Origin of the sequence: Dyella sp., from assembly GCF_036384435.1 — a bacterium.
In the GTDB taxonomy this organism is placed as follows: domain Bacteria; phylum Pseudomonadota; class Gammaproteobacteria; order Xanthomonadales; family Rhodanobacteraceae; genus GSA-30.
In genome coordinates this window covers 31,544-46,569 of record NZ_DASVMI010000169.1, presented here as the reverse complement: position 1 = coordinate 46,569, position 15,026 = coordinate 31,544, and the positions used below count along the sequence as shown (strand labels likewise).

The 15,026-nt window shown below is 62.7% G+C and carries 16 protein-coding genes; 10 read left to right on the top strand and 6 right to left on the bottom strand.

Annotated elements, in window-relative coordinates:
* From VF436_RS17800 to VF436_RS17790, 3 genes are all read right to left on the bottom strand, one after another.
* Nucleotides 1-187 (bottom strand): histidine phosphatase family protein (locus VF436_RS17800; protein ID WP_330905382.1); only part of this gene is annotated, 187 nt, incomplete at its 3' end.
* 14 nt (nucleotides 188-201) lie between these two features.
* Nucleotides 202-1,995 carry a M14 family metallopeptidase gene (locus VF436_RS17795; protein ID WP_330905381.1) on the bottom strand — a complete coding sequence of 598 codons (1,794 nt, stop codon included), beginning with the start codon at nucleotides 1,993-1,995 and terminating at the stop codon, nucleotides 202-204.
* On the bottom strand, nucleotides 1,992-2,657 hold the full coding sequence (locus VF436_RS17790; RefSeq protein ID WP_330905380.1) for a DUF502 domain-containing protein: 666 nt from the start codon (nucleotides 2,655-2,657) through the stop codon (nucleotides 1,992-1,994). Before VF436_RS17790 ends, VF436_RS17795 begins: the two co-directional genes overlap by 4 nt.
* Before the next feature lie 140 nt (nucleotides 2,658-2,797).
* Between VF436_RS17790 and VF436_RS17785 the strand changes: the two genes are divergently transcribed.
* Nucleotides 2,798-3,313: a sigma-70 family RNA polymerase sigma factor gene (locus VF436_RS17785; RefSeq protein WP_330905379.1), complete on the top strand. Its 516-nt coding sequence runs from the start codon at nucleotides 2,798-2,800 to the stop codon at nucleotides 3,311-3,313.
* A gap of 1 nt (nucleotide 3,314) precedes the next feature.
* On the top strand, nucleotides 3,315-3,977 hold the full coding sequence (locus VF436_RS17780; protein ID WP_330905378.1) for a hypothetical protein: 663 nt from the start codon (nucleotides 3,315-3,317) through the stop codon (nucleotides 3,975-3,977).
* Between the two features lie 3 nt (nucleotides 3,978-3,980).
* On the opposite strand, the gene VF436_RS17775 is transcribed toward VF436_RS17780, so the two are convergent.
* Together VF436_RS17775 and trxA are read right to left on the bottom strand one after the other, a co-directional pair.
* Nucleotides 3,981-4,433 (bottom strand): DUF4442 domain-containing protein, encoded by a 453-nt coding sequence (locus tag VF436_RS17775; protein WP_330905377.1) that lies wholly within the window; start codon nucleotides 4,431-4,433, stop codon nucleotides 3,981-3,983.
* Nucleotides 4,434-4,669: 236 nt separating this feature from the next.
* A complete protein-coding gene (gene trxA, locus VF436_RS17770; protein WP_330905376.1) occupies nucleotides 4,670-5,539 on the bottom strand; it encodes a thioredoxin in 870 nt (289 codons plus the stop codon).
* A gap of 120 nt (nucleotides 5,540-5,659) precedes the next feature.
* On the opposite strand from trxA, the gene VF436_RS17765 reads away from it, so the two are divergent.
* The 8 genes from VF436_RS17765 to nadD all read left to right on the top strand — a co-directional run bounded on the left by VF436_RS17765 (nucleotide 5,660) and on the right by nadD (nucleotide 14,238).
* Complete coding sequence (locus VF436_RS17765; protein ID WP_330905375.1) at nucleotides 5,660-6,298, top strand: paraquat-inducible protein A; 639 nt, start codon at nucleotides 5,660-5,662, stop codon at nucleotides 6,296-6,298.
* Complete coding sequence (locus VF436_RS17760) at nucleotides 6,295-6,921, top strand: paraquat-inducible protein A (RefSeq protein WP_330905374.1); 627 nt, start codon at nucleotides 6,295-6,297, stop codon at nucleotides 6,919-6,921. Before VF436_RS17765 ends, VF436_RS17760 begins: the two co-directional genes overlap by 4 nt.
* Nucleotides 6,914-8,611: an intermembrane transport protein PqiB gene (locus VF436_RS17755; protein WP_330905373.1), complete on the top strand. Its 1,698-nt coding sequence runs from the start codon at nucleotides 6,914-6,916 to the stop codon at nucleotides 8,609-8,611. The genes VF436_RS17760 and VF436_RS17755 overlap by 8 nt, the downstream gene beginning before the upstream one ends.
* Nucleotides 8,608-9,234, top strand: coding sequence for a PqiC family protein (locus VF436_RS17750; protein WP_330905372.1), 627 nt, complete (start codon nucleotides 8,608-8,610; stop codon nucleotides 9,232-9,234). Before VF436_RS17755 ends, VF436_RS17750 begins: the two co-directional genes overlap by 4 nt.
* A gap of 162 nt (nucleotides 9,235-9,396) precedes the next feature.
* Entirely contained in the window at nucleotides 9,397-12,030 is a 2,634-nt protein-coding gene (gene leuS / locus VF436_RS17745; protein WP_330905371.1) for a leucine--tRNA ligase, read from the top strand.
* A gap of 5 nt (nucleotides 12,031-12,035) precedes the next feature.
* Entirely contained in the window at nucleotides 12,036-12,581 is a 546-nt protein-coding gene (lptE, locus tag VF436_RS17740; protein WP_330905370.1) for an LPS assembly lipoprotein LptE, read from the top strand.
* Between the two features lie 5 nt (nucleotides 12,582-12,586).
* Nucleotides 12,587-13,600, top strand: coding sequence for a DNA polymerase III subunit delta (gene holA, locus VF436_RS17735; RefSeq protein WP_330905369.1), 1,014 nt, complete (start codon nucleotides 12,587-12,589; stop codon nucleotides 13,598-13,600).
* Between the two features lie 5 nt (nucleotides 13,601-13,605).
* Nucleotides 13,606-14,238 carry a nicotinate-nucleotide adenylyltransferase gene (nadD, locus tag VF436_RS17730; RefSeq protein ID WP_330905368.1) on the top strand — a complete coding sequence of 211 codons (633 nt, stop codon included), beginning with the start codon at nucleotides 13,606-13,608 and terminating at the stop codon, nucleotides 14,236-14,238.
* Nucleotides 14,239-14,386: 148 nt separating this feature from the next.
* Here nadD and msrB read toward each other — a convergent pair whose 3' ends face one another.
* Nucleotides 14,387-15,007 carry a peptide-methionine (R)-S-oxide reductase MsrB gene (gene msrB, locus VF436_RS17725; RefSeq protein ID WP_330905367.1) on the bottom strand — a complete coding sequence of 207 codons (621 nt, stop codon included), beginning with the start codon at nucleotides 15,005-15,007 and terminating at the stop codon, nucleotides 14,387-14,389.
* Nucleotides 15,008-15,026: the final 19 nt, after the last annotated feature.

Here is a 15,026-nt window from a genome sequence, read left to right as displayed (position 1 = left end):
GGGCGCGTGGACTGGTCCACACCGTATCGAATGGCTGGCGGGCGAGCAGTGGCGCCAGTGAACGCGCTTGTTCGACGCCGTGTTCCGTCAATGGGATATCGGTCACGCCGGTATGCTGGCCCGAGAGGCTCCATGCGGTTTCGCCGTGGCGGATCAACCAGATTTCCAGGGAGTTTTGCTGACTCATGGGTTTCCAAGTAATCAATGCGAAGTATTCAGCGCTTGCCTGGCCTGGGCGGCATCCAGGCGCAATACCGGATAGGCGCCAACCCCTTGCACGCTGTACCAGGGAGAGCGTTGGAAGAAGAAACTCAGGCGCGCGTTACTGTCCTTGGCAAATGCAGGATCATCCTTGAGTTTGCGTTCGAATTCGTTCTTGAGTGCAGGGTCTTTGTCCATCATGTCGCGCGCAAGCTTTTCCAGTACGCGTGGCTCGCCATATTCTTTGGGCTCGAAAATGGCGTTGAGGTAACCCCAACGCAAAAGCGAATCCGGTGCCTGGGGTTCGAGCAAGTTGATGGCGACGTTGGCGGCACGCTGGTCCATGGGCACGATTACCGATCCGGCCGGAAGCGCTATGTCGCGAGAGCTGCTTGCCAAGTCGAATCCGGTGAGCATCAAATGGCCTTCGAAAGGCTTGGCGGCCCAGTGCGGATGGTCCAGTTGATAACCCGATGCATGCAGCGTCATGGCGTGATCCATGCGGCGATAAACGATGCCGTGTGCATCGAGCCTTGCAATGATGTCTGTCCATTGAGCTGGTACGGCATAAGCGGCTGGCGGCGTGATGGTGATATCCGGTAGCAGTCCGTTACGGTTGTCGATCGTATAGGTTTGTGGCTTGCGCGGGTCGTACTGGATCCAGGTGCTATCGGAAATATCGCTGTGCGATAGCGAGAACGCGTAGCCCTTGAGCTGGAACGGCGTGGCTTGCGGGTCTGGCTTGAAGGTGATCGGTACGCTGGCCTGAGCTTGTCCGGCACGTGCGATGACGGCGTCGTCCGCATGCCGATTGACGGCCAGCAGGCTGGCCGGATCGCGTCCGATGTCTTGCAGCAACAGTTCCACCAGGTCGTACGTGGCGCGCACACGTACCTGGTAGGACTTGAGCATGTGCGTTTCGATCAGCAGCGCAGGGCGATTCTGCAGTGCGACGTAGCCCGTGGAAAAACGAGGCCCGGAGCCGAAATTTTCAATACCCTTGCGCGGATCGCGTCCATCGGTGAACTCCAGGTAGATCGATGCCAGATGTCCACGTTTCTCATAAGCGGGCAGTGCCTGATCGATCATCAGGTGTTGTTGCCATGCGGCGACGCCGGGGTCGAGTTTGTGCGGGTCCTCGGTGTACCAGGTCAGATCGTACTGGTAGTCAGCGCCATCGGTCGTATGCACGTCGACAAAGAAATCAGGCAACCATCGGTTCCATAGCGCGAGCCACGCCTGCATTTCCGGCGCATCGGCCTTGATGTAGTCGCGATTGAGGTTCAGGTATTGCGCCTGACCACGAAAACCCATGCTATCCGGGCCATTCTGGTTGATACGATTGTACGGGCTCGATTGTTCATGCCCGTCGACGCTGAATACCGGAATGTAGATCAGCACGACATGGTCGAGCAGGTGTGGCAGTTTGCCGGTGACGGCGAAATCGCGCAGCAGCATCAAGCCGGCGTCCTTGCCCTCGATCTCACCGGGATGGATGCCGGCCTGCACAAGCACCACAGGCTTGCCAGCCTTGCGTGCCTCTTCGGGCGTAAAGCTGCCATTGCCGCTGGCGACGATGGCTATCAATGGCCGCCCTTGTGGTGAGGTGCCAAACTGCACACGCTTGAGTTTTCCGGGCGCGGCGGCAACCAGTCGATCCAGATAGGCCAGCGTGCCGGCGTAATCGGGCGTGGTGCGAAAGTGCGTCGCTTCGGCCGGTGTGGTCCAGTCGTTGGCGTGTGCCGTCACGCCAAGACCCAACGAGGCGAGCAGGGCAAGCTGGCAAAGCTTCACGGGCGCGGCTCCGTTGGCAGGGTGGGTGTTGCGGGTAAGGTATCCGGCGCCACGGCGCCACCGGAGATGATGAAGGCCATGGCTTGGTCCATCGTCCAGTCGGTAGGCGTGAGTTCGTCCACCGGGACCAGCTCCAGGTAGCCGCCCGTAGGGTTGGGCGTGGTCGGAATATAGACTGCGGCGATTTCGCGCCCGGTGCCTTGCTCGGTCATGACGCGCGTGACGAAGCCGACGACCTTCATGCCACTGCGTGGAAAGTCGATCAGCACCACGCGTTGCAGTCCGCTGGGCTTCTGCTGCAATACCGCCATTAGTTTCTTGGTGCCGCCATAGATGGTCTGCACCAGCGGAATGCGCGCGAGCAGGCCGTCAAAAGCCTGCAACAGGCGCTGGCCGACCACCCGGGTAGCCAGCCAGCCGAGGATGTACATCGCCAGCACCGTGATCAGCAGGGCGAGGACTGAAACCGCCCAACTGTTATGCAACGCCGCGGCGGCATCGGGAGCATGCGATGAGGCCGCGCCAAGCAGGGCCGACACCAGTGGGGTACCAATGCCCGCGAGCAGGCCAAAGACGAATTTGAACACGGCCCAGGTGACCCACAGTGGGATGAAGGTCAGCAGGCCGGTGATGAGATAGCGTTTTACGCGTAGATGCGCCATGGGAAGAGCTGAGTGAAGTCCGGGGAGGTCACTATTGTAGGTGACTGGGCATGCCAGGTCCGGCCCGGATCAGGTGCTGTGATTTTTTACGGCATGCCGGCGAATCATGCCTTGAACGGGAATACAGGCGAAGGAAGGGGATGGCATCACGAATCGACCCGCAAGGTTTTGAGGCCCGGTTGCGCGAGCATCGAGGACTGATCGTAAAGGTGGCAGGCATCTATGCCGGCTCCCGCGAGGATCGCCTCGACCTGGAACAGGAAATCAGTGTGCAGTTGTGGCGCGCTTTCGCCAGCTATGACGAGCGCAAGGCGAAGTTCTCCACCTGGCTTTACAGGATCGCCTTGAATGTGGCGATCTCGCAGGTGCGTCGTCGTCGTGATGACGGACGCGTCGAACCTCTGGAGGCGCATCACCTGGCGGGTTTGGCCAGTGAAGTGCCCGAAGAGCCGGATGAGCGGCTGGTGGCGCTTTACCGCTTCATCGGCGAGCTCGATGCGCTCCAACGCGCATTGATGTTGCTGTATCTGGAAGACCGCAGCTATCCAGACATTGCCGACATCCTCGGCATCAGCGAAACCAACGTGGCCACCAAGATCAATCGCATCAAGCAGAAACTGCGTGATCGAGTGGCTACCCAGAACTTGGAGGCATGACATGGACCTGGACGATATGAAGCAAGCCTGGCAGGCGCTGGATCGCAAGCTGGATCGCCAGCATGCTGTGCATCGGCAGTTGCTGGTGGAGCGGCGGCTGGATCATGTGCAGCGTGGTTTGCGGCCGCTGGTCTGGGGGCAGTCCGTGCAGATTGCCTTCGGTATCGGCTTTGCGCTGCTGGGGGCATGGTTCTGGGGCACCCACCGGGGCATGGTGGATGCCGTCACCTGCGGTGTCCTGGTGCAGGCCTTCGGAGTGGCGCTCATGGCCTTCGGGGGGCGTGTGTTGTCGCTGGTCCGGCGGATCGACTATGCCTCACCCGTGCTGGACATCCAGCGACGGCTGGCGAGTCTGAGGCGCTGGCGCGTGCGCGTGGAAGCGCCGGTGTTTTCGATCGTCGGCAGTTTTATCTGGGTGCCATTGCTGATGATGTTGTTCCAGGGCAGCCTGGATACGGCGAATGTGGACCTGGGGGATCGTTTCCCGGGTCTATGGCATCACCTGGTGTTGTCAGGCGTGGTATCGCTGCTGCTGGTGCTGGTGACCTATGTGGCCTTGCGTGCCTGGGGCAAGCTGCCCTGGCTGGAAAATCATTTCGCCGGCCCGAGTGTGCAGCGTGCCGAGGCGATCCTGCGCGAAATCGACGCGTTCGAGCAAGAATGACGATCAGCGTGCCCTGGGCTTGAGCCGGACATAGATCTGCTTGCGCACCTTGGCAACCAGTTCGCCGGCAGCGGTGCGGATCTCGGTCTCGAACCATTCGAGCACCTTGTCACCCTGGGCCGCCGCCGCCCGCAGGCGTTCGATGGCGGCATCGTCCATGACGAAATCGGCATAGACGTGGCTGCGGCCCGGGGCGATGAAGTCGATTTCGCCAGCCTTGTCCCAAACGTAGTAATCGGGACCGAGTCGATGCATGGCCAGTAGCATGTACATCGGGTCGGCCATGGCAAACAGGTTGCCACCGAACTGCGAGCGCACATAGTTGCGGTTCCACGGGCGAAGCTTCAGCACCACCCGTGCCTCGCGCCAGTCGTCGCTGAGCCTGAGCACGCGAATGCTGTTGAAGAGGTAGGGCGGCCATAGATTCATGAGGCGGCGGAGGGTGGAGGCGCGCATGTCCGGAGCGTTGGCGGGAGAGGCCCGGAGGCTACCATACGCTCAAGTATGTTTCATCTGGAAGACGGGCATGTCCCCCGAACCGCCGCATTGGCCGTGGCGCTGGCGCTGTGACGCAAGAACGATATCGGGGGAGATCGAGCCTCTCTCCCCTTTTTGGTCTCGCCTCTCGTCACCTGAGGCTGAGCCAAGCCTCGGGTTGCAGGTTCCGAGATCTGCGCCCCGGTCACGACAGGCTAGAACAGCAGCGAGGCCATCCGGCGGCGATAGCGGCCTACCAGTTCCGCGTCGTCCAGGGTGCTGAAAGCGGCGAGCAGGCGCTTCTTGGCCTGGCCATCCTGCCAGTCGCGAGCCTTGGCCAGGATCGTCAGAAACTGGTCGAGGCCGGCCGCTGCGTCATCTTCCAACAGCAAGCGCACACCGAGCAGGTCGCGCGCCTCCCAATCGCTTTCGTCGTTGTCCACGCGCTGCCGGAGCGCGCTCAGGTCCGGGGCGCCTTCGAGCGAGCGGGCCAGGTCCAACTGGCTGCGCAGGCGTATGGCGCGTGCGTCAGTAGCCAAGTTGGCTGGAAGGGCAGTGAGTTCGGCTTCAGCGGCGTCGGCTTGGCCGGCGCGCATCAGGCTGAGTGCCAGATCCAGCTTCAGTTCGGGGCGATCGGGCTGGGCGGCGATTTCCTCGCGCAAACGGCTTACCACCTCGGCTGGCGATTCCTCGACAACCTCGGCGGAGGGCTCGTCCACAAGGCCACCTTCGCGCGGCTGCACATGGCGCGACAGGAATTCACGCAACTGGCCCTCCGGCAGGGCGCCGGCAAAGCCATCGGCGATTTGCCCATCCTTCACAAGCATCACCGTAGGAATGGAGCGAATGCCGAACATCGCCGCCAACTGCTGGTGCTTGTCCACGTCCACCTTGCCCAGGCGGAAGGCGCCGTTGTACTCGGCGGTCAGCTTTTCCAGCATGGGGCCCAGGTTCTTGCACGGGCCACACCATTCCGCCCAGAAGTCGACCAGGATGGGCGTGTCCAGCGAGGCTTGCAGGACATCGGCTTCAAAGTTGTCCTGGGTGATCTCGAAGACGTGGCTGGGGGCGATGGCGCTGGTCACTGCGAGGACTCCTTTAAGGTGCGCAACAAAATCAGGGCAGCCGGCAGCATATCAAGACCGGATACGGCAACCGCACGATTGTTTGCCCGCCGGTCAGCAAGATTTGCGAGAATTCGCGCCATGAATGCGCCCGAGCACGCCCTTGACGCCAAGGAAGCACACAATCTGTTGATCTGCGAGCACTGCGATACGGTGTACCGCAGGCGTATGCTCGCGCCTGGCGAAACGGCCAGGTGCGTGCGTTGCGATGCCGTACTGGAGCGCCACCAGCGCCTGGGCGTCAACGGTCTCCTGGCGCTGGTACTCACGGCCATGGTGGTGTTCGTTCAGGCCAACATGTGGCCGATTGTCACGCTCGGGCTCAACGGCCAGCACGTCAGTACGACGTTGTGGGGGATGATCCTCATGATGTGGAACGAACATTCCCAGGTGGTCGCCTTGCTGGCGGCAGGCACCTTGTTCTTCTTTCCGCTGGTAAAAATGCTCACGCTCGGATGGATATTGTTTTTCGCGCGGCGCGGCGAGCGCGCGCCTGGGTTCGTCGGCGTCATGACCGCGCTTCACTATGTTGGCCCCTGGACAATGAACGAGGTGTTCGTACTTGGTGCGATGGTCGCCATCGTCAAGGCGCATGCCTACTTCGATGTCACGCCGGATCCGGGTATTTTTGCCTACGGCGGCCTGATGCTGCTGATCACGGTGTTCTCCGGGGTGGACATGCGTCGTTTCTGGAGCCTGGCCGAGGCGCCGCCTGCATGAGTGCTTTGCCGCGCGCGCACGAGTTGGGCCTGATCGGCTGCCATGTCTGTGGCCTGGTCTGTCGCGAGTCTGGGGATCTGCACGACGCGGCCTGCCCCCGTTGTGGAGCGCCCCTGCACAGGCGCAAGCACGGCAGCTACATGCGTACCTGGGCTCTGCTGATCGCTGCCTTCATCTTCTATATCCCAGCCAACTTCCTGCCGATCATGAGGACGGTCAGCCTGGGCGACGTGGATGACAACACCATCTTGAGCGGCATCATCGAGCTTTGGGTCAAGGGATCGCCGGACTTGGCCATTATCGTCTTCACGGCTTCTATCGTGGTGCCGATGCTCAAATTCCTGGCGATGGGCCTATTGCTGGTCACTTCGCATCGCCGTACCGGTTGGGGCCAGCGCCAGCGCGCCAAGCTGTACCGATTGGTGGAATTCATCGGCTATTGGTCGATGCTGGATGTGTTCGTGGTGGCGTTGCTGACCGCGCTCGTCCAGTTCGGTGTATTCAGCCTGGTCGCGCCGTTGCCCGGCGTGGTGTTCTTCGGTCTCACCGTGGTGCTTACGATGCTTGCCTCGATGAGTTTCGACCCTCGTTTTATTTGGGATAGTAGGGAAACAGATGACTGACCACACGAAGTCGCACGGCGAGGGCGACCTGCCGGAACCCGTTGTTCGCAAACGACGACGCTGGAGCGCCTCGGCCATCTGGCTGGTGCCGGTACTGGCTGCGCTTGTCGGGCTGTCCCTGGTTATCAACGCGATACTGAAGGCCGGTCCCACCATTTCGGTGAGTTTCCAGACGGCGTCCGGCCTGGAGGCCGGCAAGACGCCGGTCAAGTACAAGAACGTGGTGATCGGCAAGGTGACCGCGATCCGGCTTAGCAAGGATCGCAGCCATGTGATTGCCAAGATCGACCTGGAAAAGAACGCCGAGAGCTTTGCCACGAAGGACACCCGCTTCTGGGTCGTGCGTCCACGCATCGGCCTGGGCGGCGTATCGGGTATCGACACCTTGCTGTCTGGCGCATTCATCGGGGCGGATGTCGGCGAGACGAAGGAAAAGCAGGACGAATTCACTGGCCTGGAGAATCCGCCGGCGATCACGCATGGTGCCCCGGGTAAGAGTTTCACCCTGCACTCGGACGATCTTGGGTCGCTGGATATCGGCTCGCCGGTCTATTTTCGTCGCATCCAGGTGGGCCGCGTGGCGTCCTATCAGCTCGATCGCGATGGCAAGGGTGTGTCGTTGCAAATCTTCGTTGACAGCCCGAACGACAACTTCGTGACCAAGTCCAGCCGGTTCTGGAATGCTAGCGGCGTGGACGTGCAACTGGGTGCCAATGGGCTGAAGCTCAACACACAGTCGCTCGCCACGGTGCTGGCCGGTGGCGTCGCATTCCAGGACCCGGCCGGTCCGCATGACGCCACGGCGGCAGCCGAAGACGCGCAGTTCCAACTGTTCAACGACCAGGCCACCGCGATGGCGCCGCCTGATGGCGAGCCCAGTTACATCCGCATGCGCTTCGATCACTCGCTGCGCGGGTTGGCGATCGATGCGCCCGTGGAATTCCAGGGCATCAACATCGGCCGCGTGGTCTCCATCAACCTCGATTACGACGAGAAGGCACAGCGCTTCCCGCTGATCGTTGGCGCGGTGGTCTACCCGCAGCGCCTTGGCCGCGTGCACGACAAGCTGGTGGCGCTGGCGCAGTCGCACGGCGAAGATGCCACGATGGCGCAGATGATGGGCCGTCTGGTCGATCATGGCCTGCGCGCGCAGGCCCGTTCGGGCAATCTGCTGACCGGCCAGCTCTACATTGCGCTCGATTTCATCCCGAATGCGCCCAAGGCCGAATTCAATCCCGATAGCAAGCCGCTGCAGATTCCCACGGCGCCTGGCAGCTTCGACAAGTTGCAAGAACAGATAGGCGTGATCGTGGACAAGATCCAGAAGATCCCGTTCGACAGCATTGGCAAGCACCTGGACCAGACCCTGGCTGATCTCGATGGCACGCTCAAGCAGGTCAATGGCAAGACGCTGCCTGCCTTCAACGATACGCTCAAGGGAGCCAGGCAGACGCTTGGCACGGCCAACAATGCGTTGTCCTCGGACTCGCCGTTGCAACAGAACCTGGGCAACACCCTGGAGGAACTGCAACGAGCCGCACGTTCGCTGCGTGTGCTGACCGATTATCTGGGCGGTCATCCCGAGGCGCTGATTCGCGGACGCAAGGCCGATCCTGCGCCATCCCGGCCCGTGCCCCCGGCGACACCTGCGCCGTCCCCCACCTCGCAGTCCAAAGGAAACCAGCCATGAGCCGCCCCGGATACCGTGCCCTCGTACTCGGGATGTCGCTGGCGCTAGGCGCTTGCGCCTCGGCGCCGCTGCACTACTACACCCTGGTTCCTCCGGCCGGTGGTTATGTTCCCACAGCCACCCAGGCGGCCGTGCCGGCGCAGCCGGCCAACTTCAAGTTCGAACTGTTGCCGGTGGGTATCCCGGCCCAGGTCGATCAGCCACAACTGGTGGTGCGCAGTGGCGACCAGGGTATGCAGATGCTCGATGGCGAGCGCTGGATCGCGCCGTTGGCTGATGAAGTACGCGGGGCACTGTCGTCGGACCTCTCGCGCACACTGCATACCCAGGACGTGACCGGCTTGCCGGTGGGCGACCAGCCGGTGTTGCGTATCAAGGTAGATCTGCGCCGCTTTGATTCCGCGCCGGGCAGTTATGCGCTGGTCGATGCAGCCTGGAGCCTGCATGCGCTCAAGGGCAACAAGACGTTGGCCTGCACGACCCAGGTCACGACCCAGGTGGGTGCCGGCTACGAGGCGCTGGTCCAGGGGCACCAGCAACTGCTGGCCCAACTGGCGGACCGGATTGCCGGCGTCGCCGGTCCGTTTGCTGCTGGCCAGCCGGTTGGCTGCCCGGGCAGCTGACCCAGGCCCGCTCCGGGGATGGCGATCGTGCCGTAACCATACCGGCCGTCCCCGCGCCAGACTTGGCTGCGGGCGGCCGCTCGGCTAGTCTGCTACGTTCCCCGCGGCGCGCTGGCAAACGCCTGTCGCAAGGCCGCGCAAGCACATTCGGCGCCCGAAGATATGCAGGACATCCAAGAACAGACCCAGGACAACGCGGGCGGCTACGATCCGCAAGCCGTGGAGACCGCCGCCCAGCAATTCTGGGCAGACACGCGCGCCTTCGAGGTGAGCGAGACATCGGACAAGCCGAAGTACTTCTGCCTTTCCATGCTGCCGTACCCTTCGGGCGCGCTGCACATGGGGCACGTGCGCAATTACACCATCGGTGACGTGATCAGCCGCTACCAGCGCATGAACGGCAAGAATGTCCTGCAACCGATGGGCTGGGACGCTTTCGGTCTGCCGGCCGAGAATGCGGCGATCAAGAACAAGACCGCTCCGGCCAAGTGGACGTACCAGAACATCGAGCACATGCGCACGCAGCTCAAGCGCCTGGGCTTCGCCTACGACTGGACGCGTGAATTCGCCACGTGCAGCCCCGATTACTACCGCTGGGAACAGTTGATGTTCACTCGGTTGATGAAGAAGGGCATTGCTTATCGCAAGAACGCGGTAGTGAACTGGGACCCGATCGACCAGACCGTGCTAGCCAATGAACAGGTCATCGACGGCCGTGGCTGGCGTTCGGGAGCGCTGGTGGAAAAGCGCGAGATCCCGCAATGGTTCTTGCAGATCACCGCCTACGCGCAGGAACTGCTCGATGGCCTGGACACGCTCGATGGCTGGCCCGACGCGGTCAAGACCATGCAACGCAACTGGATCGGTCGTTCCGAGGGTTTGGAAATCCAGTTCAGCGTGCCAGCGGAGGCCGAGCCGCTCACCGTGTTCACCACGCGGCCGGATACCCTCATGGGCGTGACCTTCGTGTCCATCGCCGGCGAGCACCCGCTGGCCCTGAAGGCTGCCCAGGACAACCCGGCTCTGGCGGCGTTCCTGGCCGAGCTCAAGCAGGGCGGCGTCTCCGAAGCTGAGCTGGAAACCCAGGAAAAGCGCGGCATGGCCACTGGCCTGTTCGCCATTCATCCCCTCAGTGGCGAGCAGGTACCGATCTGGGTCGCCAATTTCGTGCTGATGGGCTACGGCACGGGTGCCGTCATGGCGGTGCCAGGCCATGACCAGCGTGACTTCGAATTCGCCACCAAGTATGGGTTGCCGATCAAGCAGGTCATCGCCTGCGAAGGTGAAACCTTCGACGTGACCACCTGGCAGGATTGGTACACGGACAAGACGCGCGCGGACATGCGCACGATCAACTCCGGCGAGCTGGACGGTCGCAATTACCATGATGCCTTCGAGTTCCTGGCCGCAAAGTTGGAGGCCGAGCACAAGGGGCAGCGCCGCGTGAACTGGCGCCTGCGTGACTGGGGTGTCAGTCGCCAGCGTTATTGGGGTTGCCCGATTCCGGTGATCTACTGCCCCGGCTGCGGCGCATTGCCTGTGCCGGAAGATCAGCTGCCGGTCGTGTTGCCTGAGGACGTCGCGTTCTCTGGCGTGGTATCGCCGATCAAGGCCGATCCGGCCTGGCGCCAGACCACCTGCCCGAACTGCGGTGGTGCCGCCGAGCGCGAAACCGATACCTTCGATACCTTCATGGAATCGAGCTGGTACGTAGCGCGCTATACCAGTCCGGGTGCACAGGCGATGGTCGATGACCGCGCCAACTATTGGATGCCTGCCGACCAATATATCGGGGGTATCGAGCATGCCATTCTGCATCTGTTGTACTTCCGCTTCTATCACAAGCTGATGCGCGACGAAGGCATGGTCAATAGCGACGAGCCGGTGAAGAACCTGCTCACGCAGGGCATGGTGATCGCCGAGACTTTCTATCGCGAGGAGGCCAATGGCGCCAAGCACTGGTACAACCCGGCCGACGTGGACGTGCAGCGCGACGAGCGAGCTCGCGTCACCGGTGCGGTGTTGCGTGCCGATGGCGAGCCGGTGCTGATCGGTGGCATCGAGAAGATGTCCAAGTCCAAGAACAACGGTGTCGATCCGCAGTCGATGGTGCAGAAGTTCGGCGCCGATACGGTACGCCTGTTCTCCATGTTTGCCGCGCCACCCGAGCAGTCCCTGGAGTGGAACGAAGCCGGTGTCGAAGGCATGGCGCGCTTCCTGCGTCGTTTCTGGCGCGAGGTCACTACGCACGCTGCCGGCCCCGATCACGTGGATGTCGATCCGTCTGCCTTGAATGCTGGCCAGAAGGCCTTGCGCCGCCAGGTGCACGAGACGATCCAGAAGGTCAGCGACGACTTCGGTCGCCGCCATGCCTTCAATACCGCCATCGCTGCGCAAATGGAACTGCTCAATGCGCTGAACAAGTTCAGCGATGACAGCGAGCAGGGACGTGCGGTGCGCCACGAGGCGCTGGAAACGATGGTGCTGTTGCTCAACCCCGTGGTGCCGCACGTCAGCCATGCGCTATGGCAGGTACTGGGCCACCCGGCCAGCGTGCTGGAAGATCAGGCATGGCCCCTGGTCGATGAGGCAGCCCTGGTGCGCGACTCGCTTACCCTTGCGGTTCAGGTCAATGGCAAATTGCGCGGTACCATCGAGGTGGCCGCCCAGGCCTCCAAGGAAGAGGCCGAGGCATTGGCTCGCGCGCATCCGCAGGTCGCCGCCTTCCTCGAAGGCCAGGCCGTGCGCAAGGTGATCGTGGTTCCGGGCAAGATCGTCAATATCGTCGCAGGATGAACTCCATGAGCCGCATGTCCAAAGCCTTGTTGTTGCTGTCGCTTCTTGCCCTGACGGCATGCGGCTTCCACCTGCGTCGCAACGCGTCGCTGCCACCGTCGATGCAGCGGGTCCATGTGACCGGTACGGGTGATCTGCAGCGTTCCCTCAGCCGTACGCTGGCCAGTTCCGGTATCACGGTGGAGGACCACGCTGGCGCCGGCATCGCCGAACTGAATATTCCGGTGGCCGCTTTCAGCGTGGATACGCTCACGGTCGGTGGCGACGCACGCGTAACCGAGTTTGCGGTGCACTACAACGTGCAGTTCAGCGTGAATGACATGAACGCCTTGCCGATCCTGCCGCCGCAGACGATCAATATGTCGCGTGAATTCAGCTACGACGCATTCAACACCATCGGCAACCAGTCGCAGATCGATGAAATCGAGCGTAGCCTGGTCGACGACATGGTGCAGGCCATCCTTTTCCGCCTGCAAGCTGCGACCAAGCACATGCAGCAGGCGCCGGCATCGAGCAACAATGCACCCGCGCCGGCCAGTAGCACGCACTAAAGGCCATGCCGCTCAATCCCGCCCAATGGCAGAAGGCGCTGGCCGCCGATAGCCTGCGACCGGTCTACCTGCTCGCGGGCGAGGAACTGCTGGTGCTGGAGGCTGCTGATGCTTTGCGCGCGCAGGCGCGCAAGCTCGGCTATGCCGAGCGCGAAGTCCTGGAAGTCGGCAACCATTTCGACTGGGATGACTTGGCCCGTTCGGCGGCCGGCATGTCGCTGTTCGCCACCCGTCGTCTGCTGGACCTGCGCTTGCCAACCGGCCGCCCCGGTACCGAAGGGGCCAAGGCGATCGGCGAGTTCTGCGCCAACCCACCACCGGATGTCACGCTGCTGATCAGTGCGGTGGAGTGGAGTAACAAGCATGAGGGTGCCTGGACTCGAAACGTCGATGCGGCCGGTGCCCTGGTGGTCTTCAATGCGCCTCGGCCCAATGAATGGGCTGGCTGGATCGGAGCGCGCCTGACCTCGCGCGGCTTGACGGCCACGCCCGACGCGGTAGCGCTGCTGGCCGAGCGTGTAGAGGGCAATCTGTTGGCCGCCGCGCAAGAGATCGATAAGCTGGTGGTGCTGCATACACAAGGGGGGCGCATCGGCGCGGACGAGATGGAAAACCTTGTCGCCGATAGCGCGCGCTATGACGCCTTCAAGCTGACCGACGCCGCGTTTGCCGGCGAGGGCAGTCGCGCATTGCGCATCCTGGCAGGCCTGCGTGCAGAGGGCGATGAACTGATCGCGCTGATGGGCTGGATGGTCAACCAGTTGCAACTGGCGTTGCGCCTGGCCAATGCGCGCGACTTCGCCGCGCAGGCGCGCGCCGAGCGCCTCTGGCCGGCGCGTGAGCAATTATTTCGCAAGGCACTGCGCCGCGCGCCGCGTGAGCACTGGCTGCAATGCCTGGCACGCGCGGCACGCATCGATCGCATGGCCAAAGGGCGAGAAGCGGGCGATCCGTGGCTGGAGGCCGAGCGCCTCGTGGCAGCCATTGCCGAGCCGCGTGCCGCGCAAGCCATGGGGTAGACGACGTGAAGCCACTGGCCTTGTTCGGCGGGACGTTCGATCCGGTGCATCTGGGACACCTGAGCGTGTCGTGGGAAGCCGCAGAGCTGCTCGATGCCGAGGTACGCCTTATGCCGGCGCACGTGCCGCCGCATCGCCATGCGCCCACGGCGTCTCCCGCCCAGCGGGTGGCCATGTTGCAGGCTGCGTTGCAAGGGCAGGATCGGCTGACACTCGATACGCGTGAACTACGGCGCGACGGGCCGTCCTACACGATCGATACCTTGCGCGAGCTGCGCGCCGAACTCGGCGAACGCCCACTGGTGCTGCTGCTCGGGGCCGATGCATTCGCGGGCCTGCCGAGCTGGCACGGTTGGCGCGAGTTGTTCGACCACGCGCATATCGGCGTGCTCAACCGGCCCGGTATTGATGCCGCCTGGTCGGTGGAACTGGCGCTGGAAATCGGGCCGCGCAGGGTGGCCGACCCGCGAGTGCTGCACGAACTGGCGGCCGGTAAGGTGATCGAGCTGGCAGTCACACCGCTGGAAATCTCCGCCACACGTATTCGCGAGTTGTTGGCCGAGGGACGCGATCCGCGTTACCTGTTGCCGGCCGGCTTGTTTGATGATCCCGCGTTGCTGGCCCCTTATCGGCATTGAGCCGGTGTCAGGCCAGTCGAGAAGGCGCGAGTCCTTACACCCATCGCGGAGCTCCGTTTTAAGCGATGTCCTGGCCACTGGCTGGCCTGTCCAGTGACCTGCGGTGTGACACACCCGCGACTCGCCGCTCATCCATGGACACTGACGCTCAACCGACCTTGCGTGCGACGAAACGCAGCGCGACTGCGTTCATGCAGTAGCGTAATCCGGTGGGCCGGGGGCCATCATCGAACACGTGACCCAGGTGGCTATCGCAACCGGCGCAGCTGATGGCGGTGCGCTCCCAGCCGAAGCTGGTATCGCGCTTTTCAATGACATTCTCCTTGGCGATCGGCGCCCAGAAACTTGGCCAGCCGGTGCCCGAATCGAATTGCGTCGCTGCGTCGTAGAGCGCGGTGTCGCAGCCGGGGCAACGGTAGATGCCCGGTACGGCGGGCTTTTCGTGCGGTCCGCTGAAGGCGCGCTCGGTGCCGTCGCGACGCATCACGTAGTACGCGTTATCGGAAAGCCGTTCATGCCATTGCGCATCGGTGAGCACAAGCTTGCGCACATGGCAGGCCCCAAGATGTCTGCCGTCATCATCGGCAAAGCATTGCAGCAACACGTCTCGGGGTGTGGGAGGCGCCTTGGTGGCGACGGGCGATGACGGGCCGCTATCGGCAGCAAACAGGCGAAGTGAACCTATGCCGCCCAGCGTAATGGCGCCGCCGCCGACGATGGCGCCAAGCAGGAAACGGCGGCGTCCGAATTGAACTGTTTTGTCAGTCATGAGGTACCTCTGCATAGCA

What these genes read in the sequence shown, in the direction of transcription:
- VF436_RS17790 (WP_330905380.1), bottom strand. Translation starts at nt 2,657, where the DNA reads ATGGCGCATCTACGCGTAAAACGCTATCTCATCACCGGCCTGCTGACC.
- VF436_RS17785 (WP_330905379.1), top strand. Translation starts at nt 2,798, where the DNA reads ATGGCATCACGAATCGACCCGCAAGGTTTTGAGGCCCGGTTGCGCGAG.
- VF436_RS17780 (WP_330905378.1), top strand. Translation starts at nt 3,315, where the DNA reads ATGGACCTGGACGATATGAAGCAAGCCTGGCAGGCGCTGGATCGCAAG.
- VF436_RS17775 (WP_330905377.1), bottom strand. Translation starts at nt 4,433, where the DNA reads ATGCGCGCCTCCACCCTCCGCCGCCTCATGAATCTATGGCCGCCCTAC.
- VF436_RS17765 (WP_330905375.1), top strand. Translation starts at nt 5,660, where the DNA reads ATGAATGCGCCCGAGCACGCCCTTGACGCCAAGGAAGCACACAATCTG.
- VF436_RS17760 (WP_330905374.1), top strand. Translation starts at nt 6,295, where the DNA reads ATGAGTGCTTTGCCGCGCGCGCACGAGTTGGGCCTGATCGGCTGCCAT.
- VF436_RS17755 (WP_330905373.1), top strand. Translation starts at nt 6,914, where the DNA reads ATGACTGACCACACGAAGTCGCACGGCGAGGGCGACCTGCCGGAACCC.
- VF436_RS17750 (WP_330905372.1), top strand. Translation starts at nt 8,608, where the DNA reads ATGAGCCGCCCCGGATACCGTGCCCTCGTACTCGGGATGTCGCTGGCG.
- leuS (WP_330905371.1), top strand. Translation starts at nt 9,397, where the DNA reads ATGCAGGACATCCAAGAACAGACCCAGGACAACGCGGGCGGCTACGAT.
- lptE (WP_330905370.1), top strand. Translation starts at nt 12,036, where the DNA reads ATGAGCCGCATGTCCAAAGCCTTGTTGTTGCTGTCGCTTCTTGCCCTG.
- holA (WP_330905369.1), top strand. Translation starts at nt 12,587, where the DNA reads ATGCCGCTCAATCCCGCCCAATGGCAGAAGGCGCTGGCCGCCGATAGC.
- msrB (WP_330905367.1), bottom strand. Translation starts at nt 15,007, where the DNA reads ATGACTGACAAAACAGTTCAATTCGGACGCCGCCGTTTCCTGCTTGGC.